General features: G+C 74.5%; 19 protein-coding genes. 14 read left to right on the plus strand and 5 right to left on the minus strand.

From position 1 onward, the window contains the following. Positions 1–56: 56 nt before the first annotated feature. The 4 genes from A4V12_RS18135 (at position 57) to A4V12_RS18150 (ending at position 3,705) form a co-directional block, all read left to right on the plus strand. Positions 57–1,124, plus strand: a complete 1,068-nt coding sequence (locus A4V12_RS18135; RefSeq protein ID WP_064070404.1) for a type III polyketide synthase — start codon at positions 57–59, stop codon at positions 1,122–1,124. A 15-nt stretch (positions 1,125–1,139) separates the two neighbouring features. After that, positions 1,140–1,703, plus strand: a complete 564-nt coding sequence (locus A4V12_RS18140) for an isoprenylcysteine carboxyl methyltransferase family protein (RefSeq protein ID WP_064070405.1) — start codon at positions 1,140–1,142, stop codon at positions 1,701–1,703. Then, positions 1,700–2,722 carry an NAD(P)/FAD-dependent oxidoreductase gene (locus A4V12_RS18145; protein ID WP_064070406.1) on the plus strand — a complete coding sequence of 341 codons (1,023 nt, stop codon included), beginning with the start codon at positions 1,700–1,702 and terminating at the stop codon, positions 2,720–2,722. Before A4V12_RS18140 ends, A4V12_RS18145 begins: the two co-directional genes overlap by 4 nt. Positions 2,723–2,811: 89 nt before the next feature. Further along, entirely contained in the window at positions 2,812–3,705 is an 894-nt protein-coding gene (locus tag A4V12_RS18150; RefSeq protein ID WP_064070407.1) for an oxygenase MpaB family protein, read from the plus strand. Here A4V12_RS18150 and A4V12_RS18155 read toward each other — a convergent pair. Further along, positions 3,702–4,136 carry a DoxX family protein gene (locus A4V12_RS18155; protein ID WP_079137113.1) on the minus strand — a complete coding sequence of 145 codons (435 nt, stop codon included), beginning with the start codon at positions 4,134–4,136 and terminating at the stop codon, positions 3,702–3,704. The two genes, A4V12_RS18150 and A4V12_RS18155, sit on opposite strands and share 4 nt — an antisense overlap. A 174-nt stretch (positions 4,137–4,310) precedes the next feature. On the opposite strand from A4V12_RS18155, the gene pgm reads away from it, so the two are divergent. The 5 genes from pgm to A4V12_RS18180 all read left to right on the plus strand — a co-directional run bounded on the left by pgm (position 4,311) and on the right by A4V12_RS18180 (position 10,220). Further along, positions 4,311–5,951, plus strand: a complete 1,641-nt coding sequence (gene pgm, locus A4V12_RS18160) for a phosphoglucomutase (alpha-D-glucose-1,6-bisphosphate-dependent) (RefSeq protein WP_064070408.1) — start codon at positions 4,311–4,313, stop codon at positions 5,949–5,951. A gap of 571 nt (positions 5,952–6,522) precedes the next feature. Next, entirely contained in the window at positions 6,523–8,877 is a 2,355-nt protein-coding gene (locus A4V12_RS18165) for a sensor histidine kinase (protein WP_234372219.1), read from the plus strand. After that, a complete protein-coding gene (locus A4V12_RS18170) occupies positions 8,874–9,278 on the plus strand; it encodes a roadblock/LC7 domain-containing protein (RefSeq protein WP_064070410.1) in 405 nt (134 codons plus the stop codon). The genes A4V12_RS18165 and A4V12_RS18170 overlap by 4 nt, the downstream gene beginning before the upstream one ends. A 50-nt stretch (positions 9,279–9,328) precedes the next feature. Then, the gene (locus A4V12_RS18175; RefSeq protein WP_234372220.1) at positions 9,329–9,643 is read left to right on the plus strand and encodes a DUF742 domain-containing protein; all 315 of its coding nucleotides are present in this window, start codon (positions 9,329–9,331) and stop codon (positions 9,641–9,643) included. Continuing rightward, a complete protein-coding gene (locus A4V12_RS18180; RefSeq protein ID WP_064070412.1) occupies positions 9,630–10,220 on the plus strand; it encodes a GTP-binding protein in 591 nt (196 codons plus the stop codon). Before A4V12_RS18175 ends, A4V12_RS18180 begins: the two co-directional genes overlap by 14 nt. A gap of 79 nt (positions 10,221–10,299) precedes the next feature. Here the strand turns inward: A4V12_RS18180 and lysA are convergent, their stop codons facing one another. Beyond that, a complete protein-coding gene (gene lysA, locus A4V12_RS18185) occupies positions 10,300–11,643 on the minus strand; it encodes a diaminopimelate decarboxylase (protein WP_064070413.1) in 1,344 nt (447 codons plus the stop codon). An 11-nt stretch (positions 11,644–11,654) separates the two neighbouring features. Next, positions 11,655–12,017: an SAV_915 family protein gene (locus A4V12_RS18190; protein WP_064070414.1), complete on the minus strand. Its 363-nt coding sequence runs from the start codon at positions 12,015–12,017 to the stop codon at positions 11,655–11,657. Between the two features lie 251 nt (positions 12,018–12,268). Here A4V12_RS18190 and A4V12_RS18195 point away from each other — a divergent pair, with 251 nt between their 5' ends. The 4 genes from A4V12_RS18195 (at position 12,269) to A4V12_RS18210 (ending at position 15,451) form a co-directional block, all read left to right on the plus strand. Next, the gene (locus tag A4V12_RS18195) at positions 12,269–13,069 is read left to right on the plus strand and encodes an aminoglycoside N(3)-acetyltransferase (protein WP_064070415.1); all 801 of its coding nucleotides are present in this window, start codon (positions 12,269–12,271) and stop codon (positions 13,067–13,069) included. Between the two features lie 48 nt (positions 13,070–13,117). Beyond that, positions 13,118–13,480 carry a DUF779 domain-containing protein gene (locus tag A4V12_RS18200; protein WP_064070416.1) on the plus strand — a complete coding sequence of 121 codons (363 nt, stop codon included), beginning with the start codon at positions 13,118–13,120 and terminating at the stop codon, positions 13,478–13,480. Positions 13,481–13,572: 92 nt separating this feature from the next. After that, positions 13,573–14,778, plus strand: coding sequence for a phosphodiester glycosidase family protein (locus A4V12_RS18205; RefSeq protein ID WP_064070417.1), 1,206 nt, complete (start codon positions 13,573–13,575; stop codon positions 14,776–14,778). Between the two features lie 148 nt (positions 14,779–14,926). Continuing rightward, a complete protein-coding gene (locus A4V12_RS18210; protein ID WP_064070418.1) occupies positions 14,927–15,451 on the plus strand; it encodes a VOC family protein in 525 nt (174 codons plus the stop codon). A 211-nt stretch (positions 15,452–15,662) separates the two neighbouring features. On the opposite strand, the gene A4V12_RS39780 is transcribed toward A4V12_RS18210, so the two are convergent. Continuing rightward, positions 15,663–16,448, minus strand: a complete 786-nt coding sequence (locus tag A4V12_RS39780) for a calcium-binding protein (protein WP_064070419.1) — start codon at positions 16,446–16,448, stop codon at positions 15,663–15,665. A 71-nt stretch (positions 16,449–16,519) separates the two neighbouring features. Beyond that, a complete protein-coding gene (locus tag A4V12_RS18220) occupies positions 16,520–17,314 on the minus strand; it encodes a calcium-binding protein (RefSeq protein WP_064070420.1) in 795 nt (264 codons plus the stop codon). A gap of 885 nt (positions 17,315–18,199) precedes the next feature. Here A4V12_RS18220 and A4V12_RS18225 point away from each other — a divergent pair. Next, entirely contained in the window at positions 18,200–18,778 is a 579-nt protein-coding gene (locus A4V12_RS18225; protein WP_159028883.1) for a hypothetical protein, read from the plus strand. The last annotated feature ends 224 nt before the right edge of the window (positions 18,779–19,002 follow it).

The following is a 19,002-nucleotide window of genomic DNA, read 5'->3' on the forward strand; positions in this document are numbered from 1 at the left end:
GACGACACGGCACCAGGGCACACATGGGTGACCGATGCCCCCGTCCTGGAGCGCCGATGACCCGGATCGCAGCCGTCCACGGAGTCCTGCCGCCGCACCGGCACACCCAGCGGGACCTCGCCGACATGGCGGCCCGGCACTGCCTCCCCGCCGGGGCCGACCGGCGCGCCCTGGACCGCCTGCACGACGGCACGGGGGTGCGCACCCGCCACACCGCGCTTCCGCTGGACCGGTACGGGGACCTGGACGGCTTCGGCGCGGCCAACGACGCGTTCATCGCCGGCGCGGTGGAGCTGGGTGCCGAAGCGCTCGACGGGGCGCTGCGCGCGGCGGGCCTGTCGCCGCGCGACGTGGACCTGCTGGTGTTCACCTCGGTGACCGGCATCGCGGCGCCGTCCGTGGACGCCCTGCTCGCCGGGCGCCTCGGGCTGCGGCCGGACGTCAGGCGGCTGCCGCTGTTCGGGCTCGGGTGCGTGGCCGGCGCGGCGGGGCTCTCGCGCCTGCACGACTACCTGCTCGGCCGGCCGGACGACGTCGCCGTGCTGCTCTCCGTGGAGCTGTGCTCGCTGACCCTCCAGCGGGGTGACGTGCCACCGGCCCAGCTGGTCGCGACCGCGCTGTTCGGCGACGGCGCCGCGGCCGTCGTCGCGTGCGGTGCGCGGCGCCGTCCGGCGGCGGGGGCCGGGGGCGGCCCCACCGTGGTGGACGGCCGCAGCCGGCTCTATCCGGGCACCGAGCGGATGCTGGGCTGGGACGTCACCGGTTCGGGCTTCCGCGTCGTCCTCGACCCCGCCGTGCCGGACCTGGTGCGCAAGAACCTCGCCGCCGACGTCGACGCCTTCCTGGCCGACCACGGCCTCGACCGCCGCGACGTGACCGCGTGGGTGAGCCACGCCGGCGGCCCGAAGGTCCTGGAGGCGGTGGCGGAGGCGCTCGACCTGCCGGACGGCGCCCTCGACGTGAGCAGGCGCTCGCTGGCGGAGGTCGGCAACCTGTCGTCGGCCTCCGTGCTCCACGTCCTGCGCGACACCCTGGCCGTGGCGCCGCCACCGCCGGGCACCCCGGGGGTGCTGCTCGCGATGGGGCCGGGCTTCTGCACCGAACTGGTCCTGCTGCGCTGGTAGATACGGGAGAGTCACGTGGTCTGGTACGCCCTGCTGGTGCTGCTCGTCGGTGCGGAGCGGCTCGCCGAGCTCGTCGTCGCGCGCCGCCATACGCGCTGGAGTCTGGCCCGGGGCGGGGTGGAGTACGGGCGGGGTCACTATCCGGTGATGGTGGTGCTCCACACCGGCCTCCTCGCCGGGTGCCTGCTCGAAGTGCCGGCGCTGGAGCGGCCGTTCGTCCCCGCGCTCGGCTGGAGCATGCTGGCCCTGGCGGTCGCCGCCCAGGCGCTGCGCTGGTGGTGCGTGGCGACGCTGGGGCCGCGCTGGAACACCCGGGTGCTGGTGGTGCCGGGGCTGCCCCTGGTGTCCGGCGGCCCCTACCGGTGGCTGCGGCACCCGAACTACGTGGCGGTGGTGGTCGAGGGGGTCGCCCTGCCGCTGGTGCACGGCGCCTGGCTGACGGCCGTGCTGTTCACGGTGGCCGACGCGGCGCTGCTCGTGGTGCGGATCCGCTGCGAGGACGCGGCGCTGGGCGCGGCCGGGGGCACCGGGGCGCGGCCCGTGCCCGCCGGTGCCGGGGGCGGGGGCGGGGCGCGGTGATCGACCTGCTGGTGGCGGGCGGCGGGCCGGCCGGTCTGGCCACGGCGATCCGGGCGGCGCTGAACGGGATGGAGGCGGTGGTGATCGAGCCGCGGCCGGGGCCGGTGGACAAGGCGTGCGGCGAGGGGATCATGCCGGGCGGGGTGCTGTCCCTGGCCGCGCTCGGCGCCGCCCCGGCCGGTCACCCCCTGCGCGGCATCCGGTACGTGGACGGTCCCCACCGGGCGGAGGCGCCGTTCCGGGACGGGGCGGGGCTGGGCGTGCGGCGCACGGAGCTGAGCGCCGCGCTGGCCCGGCGGGCCGCCGAGCTGGGCGTACGGGTCGTGGAGGGCAGGGTCGGCGGGGTGCGCCAGGGAGCGGACGCGGTGACCGCGGCGGGGCTGCGGGCCCGGTGGCTGGTCGCGGCGGACGGCCTGCACTCCCCCGTCCGCCGGGACCTCGGGCTGGAGCTGCCCGACCGGCGGCCCCGGCGGTACGGGCTGCGGCGGCACTACCGGACGGCGCCGTGGTCGGACCACGTCGAGGTGCACTGGTCGGGGACCGGCAGCGGCGAGGCGTACGTGACGCCGGTCGCGGACGACCTGGTCGGCGTGGCCCTGCTGAGCACGGTCAGGTGCCCGTACGACGTCCACCTGGGCCGTTTCCCGGAGCTGGCGGCCCGTCTGGCGGCGGGTGCGGCGACGAGCGCCGTGCGGGGCGCCGGGCCGCTGCGGCAGCGGGTCCGGGCCAGGGTTGCCGGCCGGGTGCTGCTCGTCGGTGACGCGGCCGGGTATGTGGACGCGCTGACCGGCGAGGGCGTGTCGCTGGCACTGGCGTCGGCGGAGGCGGCGGTGCGGTGCCTGCGGGCGGGGCGGCCCGGGGCGTACGAGCGGGAGTGGCGGCGGCTGTCGCGCCGGCACCGGCTGCTGACCGAGGCGCTGGTGCGGGTCGGCTGCCGGCGGGGCACGGCCCGGCTGGTGGTCCCGGCGGCGGCGCGGCTGCCGTCGCTGTTCGGTGCCGCCGTGCACGCCCTGCGCTGACCGGCGGGCCGTCCTCGGGCCGTAACGCGCCCCGTGAATGACCGGCAGGACCCTCCCGGTGTCCCGTGCGGCGGGCGGATACTGGCCGCATGGACACCGTGCGGGAGCGTCTGGGCCGTGATCTGTTCACCCGTGTCGCGGGGCCCGGCGGCGCGGTCAACCGTGCCCGGATCCATGGCACGCCGGGGCCGCGCTGGTTCGGCCCCGAGCGGCCGATCAGGACCGTCCACGGGGACGCGTCGATGTTCATCGGCGGGCTGCGGGCGCTGCTGCTGCAGTCCCTGCACCCGCTGGCGATGGCGGCGGTGGCGGCCCATTCCGGGTACCGGGGCGATCCGTGGGGGCGCCTCCAGCGCACCAGTACCTTCCTGGCGGTGACGACGTACGGCACCGCCGAGGACGCGCAGCGGGCGGTGGACCATGTGCGGGAGGTGCACGAGCGGGTCCGCGGGAGGACCTCCGCCGGGGAGCCGTACCACGCGGCCGACCCGCACCTGCTGGGCTGGGTGCACGTGGCGGAGGTCGACAGTTTCCTCGCCGCCCACCAGCGCTACGGCGCCCACCCGCTGGACGCGGCCGGCTGCGACGCGTACGTCGCCGACACCGCGCGGGTGGCGGCCGCCCTGGGGGTCGTGGACCCGCCGCGGGACATGGCCGCGCTGGCCGGGCGGCTGGCCGCGTACCGTCCGGAGCTGCGGGCGACGCGCGAGGCGCGGGAGGCGGCCCGGTTCATCCTGCTGCACCCGCCGCTGCCGTGGGTCGCCCGGGCCCCGTACGCCGTCCTGGCCGCCAACGCGGTCGCCACGCTGCCGCCGTGGGCGCGGCGGCCGCTCGGCGTGCCCCGGCTCCCGGGCGTCGAGGAGACCGTCGTGCGGGCGTCGGGGCACGCGCTGACCCGGACGATCCGGTGGGCGATGAGCCCTCCCCCGCCACCGGCGGGCGGGGCGGGCGATGGGGCCGGGGCGGGCCGTGCGGGCGGCTAGCCGGCGTTCTTCACGCGATGGGCGAGGGACGGCTTGCCGTGCGTGTCGGCGGCCGCGATCAGCAGGCCGCCCAGCAGGGAGAGGTTCTTGTAGAAGTCGATCCGCAGGCGCTCGCGTTCCTCCGGGTCCTCCGCCGTCCAGTAGGCGTGGGCGGCCAGGGTGGTCGGCACCAGGCCGGCGGCCAGGGCGAGGGCGGAGAGCCGCGGGAAGCGGCCGGTGGCGAACAGCACGCCCGCGCCCACCTGGACGGCGGCGTTGAGCCGTACCAGCTTCGCGGGGTCGTCGGGCAGTGCCGGAATCCGCGCGGAGAGGGGCCCGGTGACCGGTTCGGCCACCGGCGCCACGGACTTGGGGTCGCGCAGGGTGCGCAGACCTCCGGTGAGGAACGCGGAGGCCAGCAGGGGACGGGCCAACTTTCGGAAAATCGCCATGCGATGCGGGTGCCCGGCACCGTGCTGGGCATGCCCCTCGTCGAACGCCCCGGCGGGTTGCTCCGGAGGGGCAGTCGTGTGAAACGCGATCGGCGGGCGATCATCACCCTCGTACCTGATCGCACCTTGAGTGTTCTTCGAGTGTGTTTCTGACCGACATGGAGGAGTGGACGGATGCCGAACGAGCGCGCGGGGCGGCCGGCGCGGCCGGAGGACCTCGTCGATGTGGCCCGGCTGGTGACCGCGTACTACGCCCTGCACCCCGACCCGGCGGAGCCTGCCCAGCGCGTTGCCTTCGGGACGTCCGGGCACCGCGGGTCCTCGCTCGCCGGGGCCTTCAACGAGGACCACATCGCGGCGACGAGCCAGGCCATCTGCGAGTACCGCGCGGGGCAGGGCATCGACGGGCCGCTGTTCCTGGGCGCGGACACGCACGCGCTGTCCGAGCCCGCCCGGGTGACCGCCGTCGAGGTCTTCGCGGCCAACGGCGTGACCGTCCTCATCGACGCCGCCGACGGCTACACCCCGACCCCGGCGGTGTCGCACGCCATCCTGACCCACAACCGCGGCCGCGCCTCGGGGCTCGCCGACGGCGTGGTGGTGACCCCGTCGCACAACCCGCCGGCGGACGGCGGCTTCAAGTACAACCCGCCGAACGGCGGTCCGGCCGGCTCGGAGGCGACGGGCTGGATCCAGGAGCGGGCCAACGAGATCATCACGGGCGGCCTGAAGGACGTGCGGCGGCTCACCCACGCCCGGGCGCTGGCGGCGCCGACCACGGGGCGGTACGACTTCCTCGGCTCGTACGTGCGGGACCTGCCGTCGGTGCTGGACCTGGACGCCGTGCGCGCGGCGGGGGTGCGGATCGGGGCGGACCCGTTGGGCGGCGCGTCGGTCGCGTACTGGGGCCGGATCGCGGAGGAGCACCGGCTGGACCTGACCGTGGTGAACCCGGAGACGGACCCCACCTGGCGGTTCATGACGCTGGACTGGGACGGGAAGATCCGGATGGACTGCTCGTCGCCGTACGCCATGGCGTCGTTGATCGAGCGGCGGGACCGGTTCCAGATCGCCACGGGCAACGATGCGGACGCCGACCGGCACGGCATCGTCACCCCGGACGGGGGGCTGATGAACCCGAACCACTACCTCGCCGCCGCCATCGCCTACCTGTTCCGGCACCGTGAGCGGTGGCCGGCCGCTGCGGGCGTCGGCAAGACCCTCGTGTCGTCCGGCATGATCGACCGGGTCGCCGCCGACCTGGGGCGGCGGCTGGTCGAAGTGCCCGTCGGGTTCAAGTGGTTCGTGGACGGGCTGGTCGACGGGTCGCTCGGCTTCGGCGGCGAGGAGTCCGCCGGCGCGTCCTTCCTGCGCCGGGACGGCTCGGTGTGGACCACCGACAAGGACGGCATCATCCTGGCGCTGCTGGCGTCCGAGATGCTGGCCGTGACGGGCCGGACGCCCAGCGAGCACTACGCCGCGCTCACCGCGCGGTTCGGCGAGCCGTCGTACGCGCGGATCGACGCGCCCGCGAGCCGGGAGGAGAAGGCCGTGCTGGGCCGTCTGTCGCCCTCGCAGGTGACGGCCGACACCCTCGCCGGGGAGCCGGTCACGGGTGTGCTCACCGAGGCGCCGGGGAACGGGGCGGCGATCGGGGGCATCAAGGTGTCCACCGAGAACGCCTGGTTCGCGGCGCGGCCCTCGGGCACCGAGGACGTGTACAAGGTGTACGCGGAGTCGTTCCTGGGCCCGGAGCACCTGGCCCGTGTGCAGGAGGAGGCCACGTCGGTCGTGTCGGCGGCGCTCGGCGCCTGAGACCCTCCCCGCGCGCCCAGCGCCCGGACGGTCCGCGCCGCACGCCCGCGCCCCGTCCGCGCCCGGCGCCCGGGCCCACCCGGGCCCACCCGGGCCCGTCCGCGCCGGGCGGCCCGGACCGTCCGCCAAGCGCCCTTCTCCGGCCGGTGGTTCCTCGTGAGCCACCGGCCGGAGGCGTCCCCCGGGTCCGTATGTGGCCGAATCGCTCCCCTCCGCCCCTTTCACAACATCACGGGATCAACGGCGGGTTGGTGCCCGGCACGGCTCTTGTTCACCCGAAGGCCGCCTGAAATACCACGTTACGAATACGGACGCAACCTCTCCGTAATCCGACGTGGCTGGTTATGATCGGCACCCGCATGCGTCACCGCAGCCGGACCGGCCGTCCCCCCACGCCCTCAACAGGGTTGTGCCGTCCCGGCCGCCGCCCTGTCCCCGTCGCCCGCAAACCGTCCCCGCCAGCCGTCTCCCGCCCACCCGCTCCCCCGCATTCCGCTCCCGAGGGCCGATGTCTCCCATAGAACCCGAAGGTCCACCCGTCCCACCGGTACGCCGCCGGCGGCGGCGCACCGTGCGCCTGCGCACGCTGCTCGTCCTGCTGGCGCTGGTCCCCACCACGGCGATGGGCACCCAGGTGGCCGTCACCGCGGACCGGTTGCTGGCGCAGTCGGAGCACCTGCGCGCCGACGTGGCGGCGGGCGAGCGGATCGGTCTGCCCCTGCACACGCTCATGGTCGAGATGCAGGCCGAGCGGACGACGACCGCCGCCAGGTGGGCGGGCACTCCCGTCCCCGAGGACACGGTGCTCGCCCGGCGCGCGGCCACCGACGCGGCCGCGGACGCCTTCCGCCGGTCGTCGGACGCCGCGGGGCCGGGGACCGAGGAGACCGACCGCCGGCTCCAGGAGATCATGAAGGGCCTCGACGACCTCGACGCCCTCCGGGAACGCGCGGACGCCCGGATCGGCAGCGCCGACAGCATGCTCGTCTCCTACGGCGACCTCATCGGCCAGATGATCCGCTACTTCGAGGACGGGTTCAGCCACACCGACGACGCCGGCCTCACCCAGGAGAGCCGTGTCGTCGTCACCATGTTCTCGGCCGCGGAGATGGTGGCCCTGGAGGACGCGATCCTGGCGCTGGCCGGTCCCTCCCGGGAGCTGACCACCCGGCGGTTCGCCGACTTCGTCAACGCGGTGGGCGCGCACCGCCATCTGTACGACCGGTGGATCGTGCCGTTCCTGCCGGCGGAGCAGAGCAGCCTGTTCACCACGATCAGCGGGTCGGACGCCTGGCAGACGAAGACCCGTATCGAGAACCAGGTCCTGTCCGACCACAAGGACTCCGAGTCCGGCGTGAAGCTGCCCCGCGGCATCACCGGCTGGGCCGCGGCGCACGACACCTGGTCGTCCCGGCTCGACGCGCTGAACACCGAGCGGGTCCGGGCGCTGCACGCGCACGGCAACGCCCGGGCGGCCGAGCTCGAGGCACAGGTGACCCGGCTGATCGGCGTCAGCGGCGGAGCACTGCTGCTCGTCATGCTCGTCGTGGTGTTCACCACCCGCTCGGTCCTGCGCCGCCTGCGCGTCCTGCACGACCGGACGGTGACCGTCGCCGAGGAGACGCTGCCCGGCGTGGTGGCCCGGCTCCAGCAGGGGCGGCCCGTCGACGAAGGGGCCCTCCCGCCGGTCCGGGGCGAGCAGGACGAAGTGGGCAGGGTCGGCGACGCGTTCGCCCGGGTGGTGGCCGTGTCCGTGGACGGGCACCGCCGGCTCGCCGCCGAGCGGCAGGGGTTCGGCATGTTCGCGGCCGGCATCGCCTCCCGTACCGGCAACCTGGTCAGCCGCCAGCTGGCCCTGACCGAGGAGTTGCAGGACACCTTCGGCGGCGACGAGGAGCTGCTGGCCCGGCTGATGCGGTCCGACCAGCTGACGGTCGGCATGCGGCGGCAGATCGAGAACCTGCTCATCCTGGCGGGCGGCGAGATCCCCGACCCGCACACCGAGCCCATGCGCGTCGCCGACCTGCTGCGCGAGGCCGCGGCCGAGGTCGAGGACTTCCGGCGGATCGACCGGCAGGCCCTCGACGAGATCAGCGTGGAACCGCGGGTGATCAGCCAGATCAGCCACCTGCTCGCGGAACTGCTGGACAACGCCACCCGGTTCTCCCCGCCGCGCTCGAAGGTCGTCATCCGGGCCGAGCTGGTGGCCGACGGGCTGTCGGTGGAGATCGAGGACCGGGGGCCGCGCGTGACGGCCGCCAGGTACGCGGAGATGAACGGGCGCCTGCACTCGGCCCCGCCGTACTCCGTGCTGGCCGAGAACGCGCACCGGCTGGGCCTCTTCGTGGTCGGCCACCTCGCCGACCAGCTCGGCGCCACCGTGACGCTGCGCCGCTCGGTGTACGGCGGCACGTCGGCCGTGGTGATCCTCCCGCGGGAGCTCCTCGTGCCGACGGACCACGACTCCGGGCCGGAGCGCGGGGCCACCCCCGCGTCCGCCTCCGTGGCTCCGCTCACGCCCGCCGGGCTCGCGGACGCGGCCGACCGGCAGGTACCGGCCCTGCGGGTGGCGGATCCGCTGCCGGTCCGGCAGACGGCGGTACGCCGGATTCCGACCCGACAGCTGCCGGCCCGTCAGGCGCCGGACCGCCAGGCGCCGACCCGCCAGGCGCCGGACCGCGAGGCGCCGCAGCTGCCCGCCGGGGGCCGGCTCGCCCTGGAGCGGACGGAGGCGGGGGCCGCCCGGCCGGCCCTCCCCGAGCGTGTGCCCCAGACCCACATGGCCGAGCAACTCCGTGAGCCGCGCGCCGCGGAGGAAGCGGTCACCCCGGACGAGGCGACGCCGCAGGAGGTGGCCGACGCCTGGGACGACTACGAGCAGGGCACCCGGACAGTGGAAAACGAACTCCGACAGGATCAGCCATGACGACGACACCGAACGACATGATCTTCAGCGTGCTGGACAACAACCTCAGCCGGATCGCCGGTATCCAGGGGGCCGTTCTCCTCTCCAACGACGGGATCAAGCTGAGCGCGTACATGCTGGACCGTCCGCAGGCGGAGCGCATCGCCGCGGCCTCCTCCGGCATCGCGTCGACCATGAAGGCGATCTCCCGGGAGATCGACGGCGGGCGGGTGATCCGCCAGCTGGTCGAGATGGACGACCGCTACCTGTGCATCGTCGGCTGCGGCGAGGGCAGCACGCTGATCGTCGTGACGTCCCGCAAGGCACGGCTCGGTGAGCTGGGCGGCGAGGCCGTGCGGACCGCCCAGGCACTGGGCGAGTGGCTGGGCACACCGGGGCGCACGCGGACCGCCACGTCGTAATGACCGACGAGCCGCAGCGCGGAAGCCGTCGCAGGACGCGGCTGTACGCCATGACCGATGGCCGTACAGCCGCGGCTCGCACCGTCCTCACCATGGACACCACCGTCACCGCCGCCGTCGCCGGGGACGCCCACGAGAGCCTGCCGACCGAGTGGCGGGCCGTCCTCTCCCTGTGTCCGCCGCCGGAAGGACGGGCGGTCGCCGAGATCGCGGCGCGGATGGGGATGCGCCTGACCCCCATGACGCTCGTCCTCGGTGAGCTCGCGGACCGCGGACTGATCCACCACCGGCCGCCCCTGGAGGGGGCCGCGACGACCAACGTCCACCTGCTCATGAGAATCAGGGACAACCTTGCCCGGATATGACACCCCTGCCCAGGAAGCGGCCCCCGTCAAGATCCTCATCGCCGGGGGGTTCGGCGTCGGCAAGACGACCCTGGTGGAAACCGTCTCCGAGATCGAACCCCTGCGCACGGAGGAGCGGCTGACGGCGGCCGGGGTGGGGATCGACGACCTCGACGGGATCGAGTCGAAGGCGGCCACCACCGTGGCCATGGACTTCGGCCGGATCACCCTCGACGACGCCGGGGTCGTGCTCTACCTGTTCGGTACGCCGGGGCAGGAACGCTTCTGGTTCATGTGGGACGAGCTGCTCAACGGGGCGCTCGGGGCGATCGTGCTGGTCGACACGCGGCGCCTCGACCGCAGCTTCGCGGCGGTCGACTTCTTCGAGAGCCGCGGTCTGCCGTTCGTGGTCGGCGCGAACTGCTTCCACGGCGAACAGCCGTACACGGAGGCGGAGATCAGGGCGGCGCTGCATCTGCGCGACCCGGGCACGCCGGTCCTGATGCTCGACGCGCGGGCCCGCGCCGACGTCCGGGCGGCGCTGCTCGCGCTCCTGGACACGGTGATCTCCCAGGCCCGCACGGCCGCGCCCGTCTGAGGCGGCCGGGCGCCCGGCGGGCCGGGGCCGGACCACGACCGGGGCCGGTGCGGCGGCCGGGTCCGGCACCGGCCCGGGTTCACAGTCCGACGTCCCTGCTGCGGAAGTCGGCCGCCGTCTCGCGGCGGACCAGCAGCCGTGCCCTGCCCTCCGTGACGGCGACGACCGGTGGGCGGCCGACGAGGTTGTAGCCGGACGCCATGGACAGGTGGTAGGCCCCGGAGACCGGGACGGCCAGCAGGTCGCCGGGGCGGACGTCGCCCGGCAGGCCGGCGTCCGCCGCCAGGACGTCGCCCGCCTCGCAGTGCCGTCCGACGACGGTGACCGCCCGCGGGGCGGCCGCCGGGAGCCGTCCGACGAGGCGCGGCGTGTAGCGCACGCCGTACAGGGCGGGCCTGGGGTTGTCGCCCATGCCGCCGTCCACGGCGACGAAGAGCCGCTCGCCGGTGTGCTTGACGGCCAGCACCCGGTAGAGCGCGACACCGGCGGGGCCCACGACGGCACGGCCCGGTTCGACGAGCAGCCGGGGCACCGGCAGCCGGGCGGCGGCGCAGCTGTCGGCCAGCGCCGCGCGGACCGTACGGGCGAGCCGGTCGACGTCGAGGGCCCGCTCGCCGGGCCGGTAGGCGACGGCGTGGCCGCCGCCCAGGTCCAGTTCGGGCAGGACGACGCCGTGTGCGTCGCGGATGCGCGCCATCAGCCCGACCATCCGCCGCACCGCCGTGGCGTACGGCTTGACCGAGGCGATCTGCGAGCCGAGGTGGCAGTGCAGGCCGGTCAGTTCGAGTTCCGGCCGGTCCAGGACGCGGGCGACGGCGTGCTGCGCCGAGCCGTCGCTGATCGCCAGTCCGAACTTCTGGTCCTCGGTGCCGGTGCGGATCTTGTCGTGGCCGCCGGCGCTGATGCCGGGCGCCACCCGGACCATCACCTTCTGGCGCCCGTCCGGTCCCAGGGCGGCGGCGAGCCGGGCGATCTCGGAGGGGCTGTCGATGACGACGCGCCCCACGCCGAGCCGCAGCGCGGTCTCCAGGTCGTGCGGGGACTTGGCGTTGCCGTGCAGCACCATGTCGCCGGGCGGGAAGCCTGCGGTGACGGCGAGCCGGAGTTCACCGGCGGAGCACACGTCGAGCCCGAGGCCCTCCTCGTCGGCCCAGCGCACCATGGCACGGGACAGGAACGCCTTGGCCGCGTAGAACACGCCGGCGTCCGGGAAGGCCCGCCGGTAGGCGCGGCAGCGCGCGCGTACCTCGCCCTCGTCCAGGAGGTAGACGGGGGTGCCGAACCGGTCGGCGATCCCGGTGAGCGGGACGCCGCCCACGGACAGGTCGCCGCCGGGCAGGCACCGCGTCGAGGCGGGCCACAGGGAGAGGTCGCTCCCGTCGGGTGTCGCCGTGGTCTCCGGGGGCGTGTGGAGGGTGGTCATGGACGGTCCTTTCAGCCGGTCCGCAGCGGCAGCGCGGGGGTCGGGCGGGTGGGGCGGGCCGTCCCCGCGCCGGGCAGCACGCGGGTCGCCGCCGGTGCGGTGAAGCGGGGGTCCACGGTGACGGCGGTGACGCCCAGGGGCGCGGTGAGCGCCCGCAGGGCGGGGGCGGCGAGCCGGATCCACGGCTGGTGCGGTCCGAGGGCGGCGGTGAGCCGGTGCTCGGTGGTGAAGCCGACGGCGGTGCGGCCGCCGGGCGGGGTGCGGAACAGGCGTACGACGCAGCCCCGGTGCCCCGGCCGGACGGGGACGTACAGGGGTCCGGCCGGGGCGGGCCGGAAGGGGTCGGGATCGTCGCCCGAGGGGAGCTCTGCCATGGGTTCCTCCTGGAGGGGGTCCGCGGAGCGAGCGGGGCCCCGGCGCGGGGAGGCCGCCGGGGCGTAGCCTCGACGGTATGCCCGGCCGGTCCTGCCGGTGGAGCGCCGTTCACGCCGTGCTGACGGGCGGACGCCGGTTTTTGACGCGGTACTGACGGGGGCTCGGGTTGGCTGCTTATGGGGGCCGACGAGGGGTGCCGCAGGCCCTACGATGGGCGCCCACGGCCATCGTCGGACGGAGATGAGTGGCTTTGACCGGGACCGGGGTTCACACGGAGCGTCAGCTGGCGGCGCAGCTCGCCGGACTGGGCGTGGAGCCGGGCGGGTTCCTGCTGGTGCACGCGTCGTTACGGGCGGTGGGCCCGGTCGCGGGCGGCGGTGAGGCGGTGCTGCGGGCGGTGCGCCGGGCGCTCGGGCCGGACGGCACGGTGGTGGTACCGGCGTTCACGGCGCGCAATTCGGACACCTCGCCCGCCTACCGGGAGCGGGTGCGCGGGCTCGGCGGGGCGCAGCGGGCGGCCGTACGGGCGGCGATGCCGCCGTACGACGCGGAGCACATGGCGTGCGACGCGGGGCTCGGGGTGCTGCCGGAGCTCGTCCGGACGAGCCCCGGGGCGGTGCGCAGCGCGCACCCGCAGACGTCGTTCGCCGCCCTGGGGCCGTACGCCGAGAAGGTGGTCTCGGCGCACCGCCCCGACTGCCACCTGGGCGAGGACTCCCCGCTCGCCCGGCTGTACGACCTGCGGGCGCGGATCCTGCTGCTGGGGACGGGCTTCGGCACGTGCACGGCCTTCCACCTCGGCGAGTACCGGGTGGCGCGGCCGCCGCTGCGCACGTACCGCTGCGTGGTGCGGGACGGTGGGGTGCGCCGGTGGTGGCGGTACGAGGACGTCGCCCTCGACGACAGCGACTTCGCCGCGCTGGGTGCAGATCTGGAGCGGGACGGCGGCGGGGCCGTACGGTCCGGGGCGGTGGGGTCGGCGCGGTGCCGGCTGGTGGGGCTCGCCGAGGCGGTGGACTTCGCGCGGCTCTGGTTCGCCCGGAACCGGTGACGGCGGCGCGCAACCCCGTCGCAACGTGCGGTGTGGTTGATGTGGGGGATGACGAGTCCTCACATGCCGCGCGTCGAACTGACCCCGGCGGCCGCGGAGCTGGTGCGGCGGCTGCGGGCGGCGCACGGTCCGCTGATGTTCCACCAGTCGGGTGGCTGCTGCGACGGCAGCGCGCCCATGTGCTTCCCGGCGGGCGAGTTCCGTACGGGTGACGCGGACGTGCTGCTCGAATCGCTCGCCGTGGAGGGGGTGGCCGAACTCGTCCCGTTCTGGATGTCCCGGGCGCAGTACGGGACATGGCGGCACACCCGGCTGATCGTGGACGTGGTCGAGGGGCGGGGCAGCGGCTTCTCCCTGGAGGCCCCGAATGGCGTACGTTTCCTCATTCGTTCGCGACTGACCGGTTCGTAGCCGGTCCGGGTGGGGCAACTCTTCCGAGACCTGTGGGAGTTGCCCTGGACCGTGGGGGGACTGCGACCGTGCTGCGCGGCCGTGCGTTTCTGATGCTGTTGCTGGTGTCGTTGCTGGGGGCCTCGCTGGCGGGCGCCCCCTCCGCGGCCCCGGCGCCCGTGTGGCAGCGGGTGGCCGCGGGCGTGGAGTACCGGTGGTTCGACATCACCTCCTCGCGCGGTACTGCCCGCGCGCACCTGCTGTCGGTGGACCTCGGTGACGCGCGCGTGTCGGCGGGCCTGCTGTACCCGGGGGCGGTGGCGGCGCGTTCCTCGTTGTCGGCGCTCGCGGACGGCGCGGGGGCGGTGGGCGGTGTCAACGGTGACTTCTTCCACTTGTCGGAGACCCAGCACCCGGGTGTGGAGGCGACCGGTGCCCCGGTGGGCCCGGCGGTGGCGGAGGGCCGGGCGCTGAAGGCCGCGGTTCCCGCGGGGCAGCGGTTCGGGCCCGCCCTGCCGCCCGGGACGAACACCCGCCAGGTGCTGGGCGTCGGCGAGGACGGGCTGGCGCGGATCGGTGAACTGGCGCTGGAGGGGCGGGTGTCGTCGGCCCGGGGCGAGCTGTCGCTGGGCGGGCTCAACCAGTACGCGCTGCCGGTCGACTCGGTGGGGCTGTTCACCAAGGACTGGGGCGCCGCGTCACGGGCGCGCGCGACGTGCGGGACGGACACCCGGCGGGACGCGCCGTGCAGCGACGAGACCTACGAGGTGACGCTGCGCGGCGGCCAGGTCGTGGCGGTGGCCGAAACCCCCGGCCGGGGGACGATCGAGCCGGGCACGGAGGTACTGCTCGGCCGGGAGGCGGGCGCGCGGGAGCTGCGGCACATGGCGGTCGGTGACCGGGTGCACGTGACGTACGCGCTGGTCGCGGCCGAACAGGGCATGCAGGGCGGGGCCTTCCGCTTCGCGGTGGGCGGCTATCCGGTGCTGCGCGGCGGGCAGCCCCTGGACGGTATGGACCGGGTGACGCCGGCGGTCCGCACGGCGGCGGGCGTCCGGGACGGCGGCCGGCGGCTGCTGCTGCTCGCCCTGGACGGTTCGGCGGGCTTCCGCACGGGGCTGACGGTCGTCGAGGTGGCGGACACGATGCGGGACCTGGGCGCCACGGACGCCGTCAACCTGGACGGCGGCGGTTCGTCCACGCTGGTCGCCCGGAAGGAGGGGGCGTCGAGGGTGAGCGTGCTCAACCACCCCAGCGGCGGCGCCCAGCGGGCCGTGCCGAACGGGATCGGGGTGTTCGTACGGCCCGGGTCGCCCTGAGGCGTCATCCCGACAGCAGGTGCCCCGAAGGCTACGGCTGGGCCCCGGGCGGTGGTCTGCGCGGGCGCGGTCGATCCAGGTCCGAACCTGTCCTATTGGGCCCCTAGGGTCGTCATGTCGCGAAGGACCGGACGAAGGGACGAGACCGATGAGTCACACCGCACCCGAGGGATACACCAGCGTCGCGCCGTGGGTGGTCACCGATGACACCGGTGCACTGCTCGACTTCATCACCGCCGCTTTCGGCGGCGAGGAGCTTGCCCGGGTGCCGGTCGAGGACGGCACCATCGGCCACGGCGAGATCCGTGTCGGCGACACGGTCGTGCTGGCCTTCGACCGACGGCCCGACTGGCCGGTGATGCCCTCGCTGCTGCGCGTCTACGTCCCGGACGCGGACGCCGCCATGGCGGCAGCGGTCACGCACGGAGCGCGGGTGATCACCGAGGCCGCCGACAACGCGTGGGGGGACCGCGGCGGCCGGGTGCGGGATCCGTTCGGCAACATCTGGTGGGTGTTGAGCCGGGTCGAGGACGTCGCACCGGACCGCGCGTGGGAGCGCATGTCCGAGCCGAAGTACGCCGAGGCGATGCGCATGGCCCAGGAGACGCTGGATGCCGCGCTGAGCGGCCGGACGTCGGGGGTGGCGAGTGCTCCCCGGCGCCCGGCCCGCTGAGATCGGCTTCCCGCCCGGCCGCGGGCGGCGGGAGCAGAGCGACTGATCGCTCAAGTCGGTACGCGGCGGCGGGCCGGGCCCCGGCGCGGCCGGCATGCGCAGCAGTTGCGGTCCACGTCAGCGGCGATCCGCCCGGACGGGGTCACGCGCCTCCTCCGGCCGGCCCGGCCGACCGCGGTGGGGTCGGCCGGGGCGTCGGCGGTGGTCCGGGTCAGGGGCAGTTGACCATGGGGTCCCCCGTGTCGCGGGTGCAGGAGTCGAAGGCGAGACCGCCGTCGAGGGTGTCGTTGGCGCTGACGCCGTCGGTGGCGTTGAGGGTGTCGTTGCCCTCCTCGCCGTTCAGTGAGTCGTTGCCGGTCGCACCCGTCAGGGTGTCGTTCCCGGTGTTGCCGTTGAGGGTGTCGTTGCCCTCGTTCCCGTTGAGGGTGTCGTTGCCCGCCGCGCCGTTGATGGTGTCGTTGCCGCCGAGGCCGGAGATGGTGTCGTTGCCGGGTCCGCCGTTGATGGTGTCGTTGCCCGGCGTCGCCGCGGCGACGCCGGGCGGGCCGGCCGGGTCGTCGCCGACCAGGTGGTCGGCGTGGGGGCCGCCGTTGAGCAGGTCCTTGCCGCCGCCCCCGTACAGCGTCGCAGGGGCGTCGACGTTCGGGGAGACCGTGATGGCGTCGTCGCCGTCCTGGCCGTTGACCTGGACGGCGGCGGGCAGCGGGCATTCCGCGGTGTGCGGCGACCGCGCGACGCAGGGCGCCGCGGCGCGTATCACGGCCGCGGTGTCCGACACCAGGACGACACCGCCCTGCCGCCGGACGGTGATGTCGTTGGCGACGCCCTGGTCGGCGGTGACGAGCAGTGTGCGACCGGACATCTCGACCACCGTGTCGCCCGGGAGGACCCTGGGCGACACGGTGGCGAGAGGCGCCGCCGAGGCGGAGGTGGCGGTCAGCGCGGCGCAGAGAAGCGCTCCTGCCGACAGGATCAGTTGGGTTCGTCGCACAGCCATGTCTCCGCGTCTCCTTCGTGGTCGTGGTACGTGAGTGACGGGGACGTCCCCGCCCCGCTGCCGGGCGCCGGTCACGGACACTCGGTGACGCTGTCGCCCAGGTCGGCCGTGCAGGTGTCGGTGTGGGTGCCGCCCTGGACGTAGTCGTTGCCGCCGGTGTCGTCGACGGCGTTGAGGTTGTCCCGCCCCGCACCGCCCTCCACGAAGTCGGTGCCGGTGCCCGCGACCACCCGGTCGGGGCCGTCACCGCCGTTCACCACGTCGTTGCCGGCGCCCGCGTCGATGGTGTCGGCGCCGTTGCGGCCCTCGATCGAGTCGTTGCCCGCCCCGCCGAAGATCCGGTCCGGGTCGGCGGCACCGGTGAGCGTGTCGTTGCCCCCTCCGCCGGAGAGGAAGTCGGCCCCCTCGTCGCCTTCGAGGGTGTCGTTGGCGCTGCCGCCGTAGAGGCTGTCGTCACCCGCGCCGCCGATCAGGGTCACGCCCGGACTCGCGAGGTGCGACGTGACGTTGTCCGCCTGGTCGCCGGCGTTGACGACGAGTTCCGTGAGGCTCCCCGCCCCCGGGCAGACGGCCTCCGAGGCGCCGGCCTGAACGCACGCGCCGAGGGCCACGACGGTGTCGCCGGTGTCTCGCACCCGGATGGTGTCGCCGACCTGCCACACCGAGACGGAGTTGCCCAGGCCCACGGCGGCGGTGACGGTGACCGACGTCCCGGTCCTGCTCACCAGTGTGCCGGCGGCGGACGGACCCGGCGTCCGGGCCCCGGGGGCGGCGCTCGCCGGGAGGGTGAGGCCGAGCGTGCAGCCGAGCACCACGGTCATGAGACCGGCGGTGCGGAGCCCCGTACGGAATAACGCCTTGGCCATGATCTGCCTCCAGTGAAGAAGCGTGCGAGGACATCGAGCAGCTCGATTCGGCGGCATCCGCATGTGGTTGACCCTTGTAATTCTTTGTTCCCCGTACCGGGTCGTGTTCGTGCCGCGCGAAGCCCGAGGTATTCCCGTGGTCAACCAATGAGCGTTTACTGTGCGGGCGATGGAATTCCACCCGTGAACGACCGGTCATGCGGTGTGGCCGTCACCTGTGCCGACGAGGGACGACGCGCCCGGCAGCCGTCCGGCTGCCGGACCTGAGTATGCCGTGTGAAGGCCTTGTGGAGGAGGGGATTTAGCGCCACGGCCGGGACCATGCGGAAAATCTCGTAAAAGGCGTCTTCAACTGTGGGAACAACGGCATGACGGCGGGGGCACGCGCATAAGAAGGTGGCGGAAAACACGGGTACGGAGGCCGTGGCGCGAAAAGAAACGCCCCTCGTCCCTCGATGAGCCTGTGTGCCGCCACTCGACCGATACGGGGAGCAGTCGGCCAAGGTCTTTTCTCAGCCCGTTCATTCGTCCTGCGGAGAGGAGGCCGGCCGCGCGCCCGCAGGAGTGTGTCCGGCACCCAGGCCGCGCAGCCCGTACAGCCGGCGTACCGGCCCTCCGCAGGGATGCTCGCCGGGCAAAGCAGGGATTGTCCGCACGGCCGGCTCGTCAGCGAGCCAGTATGAGCACAAGCTCGGGGCTGGAGCCATGAGCATGCGGGGGGAGAGAGACATGCCACGGGAGCGACTGCGCCTCAGGTCCATCCGGATCCGCCGCCCGGGACGTGGGCGGGCCGGCCCGGAGGAGAGGGCCGAACGCCCGGCGGTTGAGGCGCCCCCGGCCCCGGGGAGTGGTCGGCGTGCGGTCGACTGGAACGCGACGGCGACGATGCTGACGGGCATCGCCGCCGTCGCCGGTTTACTCTTCACGGGCATCAGCACCTACTACGGCTCCCGAACCGCACGTGATCAACTGGAACAGTCGGTGCAGGACGCATACGTGTCGGACAGTCGGCAGGCCGAGCAGGTGACGGTCTGGCCCCGGCGGGAGAAGAACGGGGGAGCCGGTCTGGTCCTCACCAACCGCTCGCCGGCTCCCGTCTCCGACGTCTACCTGAGGGTCAGCGCCATCCCCGGTGCGTCCGACAGGAACGCCGAATCCGTACACCTCGGACCTGCCCTGAGCATTCGGGCTCTCGCCCCCTGCTCCACCGTGTTCCTTCCCGCCAGTGTGATACGCGCTGAACTCGGCCCGGACTGGACGCCCGACACCGCGCTCGAGGCACGGACACTCTGGTTCCGCGATGCTCAGGGCCGTCGATGGCGTCGTGAATCCACCGGTGAACTCGAAGGCGGCTGGATCAGTCCCGAAGAGGCGCGGCGGTCGCACGGCAATCAGTGGCATGCGGCGCTACGGAAACAGGTCACCGGCGCCCGCCCGGTGGAGCACTGCGGCTCCGACGCGTAGATCCACGCTCCCGAATCCCGTTCCCCCGAGCCCCCGTTCCCCATCGTCGCCTCATCGGCAGCGTCCGGCGGCTGCCACCGGGGGGCGGCCCTTCCAGCGCCGATCGGCCCGCCCGCGGATCGCCGTCCCCCCGTGTCCCGGGGCTGGGGACCGGTCCGGATGCTGTCCTAGGGAGTGTCCGCAAAGTATCGACGTCCGCCCGGAGGGCGGGGGTCGCGGTGTCC

Source organism: Streptomyces noursei (assembly GCF_001646665.1).
GTDB lineage: Bacteria > Actinomycetota > Actinomycetes > Streptomycetales > Streptomycetaceae > Streptomyces > Streptomyces lavendulocolor.

Excerpts from the sequence above, each read along its gene's own strand:
- A4V12_RS18135 (WP_064070404.1), top strand. The coding sequence starts at position 57 with ATGACCCGGATCGCAGCCGTCCACGGAGTCCTGCCGCCGCACCGGCAC.
- A4V12_RS18150 (WP_064070407.1), top strand. The coding sequence starts at position 2,812 with ATGGACACCGTGCGGGAGCGTCTGGGCCGTGATCTGTTCACCCGTGTC.
- A4V12_RS18155 (WP_079137113.1), bottom strand. The coding sequence starts at position 4,136 with ATGGCGATTTTCCGAAAGTTGGCCCGTCCCCTGCTGGCCTCCGCGTTC.
- pgm (WP_064070408.1), top strand. The coding sequence starts at position 4,311 with ATGCCGAACGAGCGCGCGGGGCGGCCGGCGCGGCCGGAGGACCTCGTC.
- A4V12_RS18170 (WP_064070410.1), top strand. The coding sequence starts at position 8,874 with ATGACGACGACACCGAACGACATGATCTTCAGCGTGCTGGACAACAAC.
- A4V12_RS18175 (WP_234372220.1), top strand. The coding sequence starts at position 9,329 with ATGACCGATGGCCGTACAGCCGCGGCTCGCACCGTCCTCACCATGGAC.
- lysA (WP_064070413.1), bottom strand. The coding sequence starts at position 11,643 with ATGACCACCCTCCACACGCCCCCGGAGACCACGGCGACACCCGACGGG.
- A4V12_RS18190 (WP_064070414.1), bottom strand. The coding sequence starts at position 12,017 with ATGGCAGAGCTCCCCTCGGGCGACGATCCCGACCCCTTCCGGCCCGCC.
- A4V12_RS18200 (WP_064070416.1), top strand. The coding sequence starts at position 13,118 with ATGACGAGTCCTCACATGCCGCGCGTCGAACTGACCCCGGCGGCCGCG.
- A4V12_RS18205 (WP_064070417.1), top strand. The coding sequence starts at position 13,573 with ATGCTGTTGCTGGTGTCGTTGCTGGGGGCCTCGCTGGCGGGCGCCCCC.
- A4V12_RS18210 (WP_064070418.1), top strand. The coding sequence starts at position 14,927 with ATGAGTCACACCGCACCCGAGGGATACACCAGCGTCGCGCCGTGGGTG.
- A4V12_RS39780 (WP_064070419.1), bottom strand. The coding sequence starts at position 16,448 with ATGGCTGTGCGACGAACCCAACTGATCCTGTCGGCAGGAGCGCTTCTC.
- A4V12_RS18220 (WP_064070420.1), bottom strand. The coding sequence starts at position 17,314 with ATGGCCAAGGCGTTATTCCGTACGGGGCTCCGCACCGCCGGTCTCATG.
- A4V12_RS18225 (WP_159028883.1), top strand. The coding sequence starts at position 18,200 with ATGCTGACGGGCATCGCCGCCGTCGCCGGTTTACTCTTCACGGGCATC.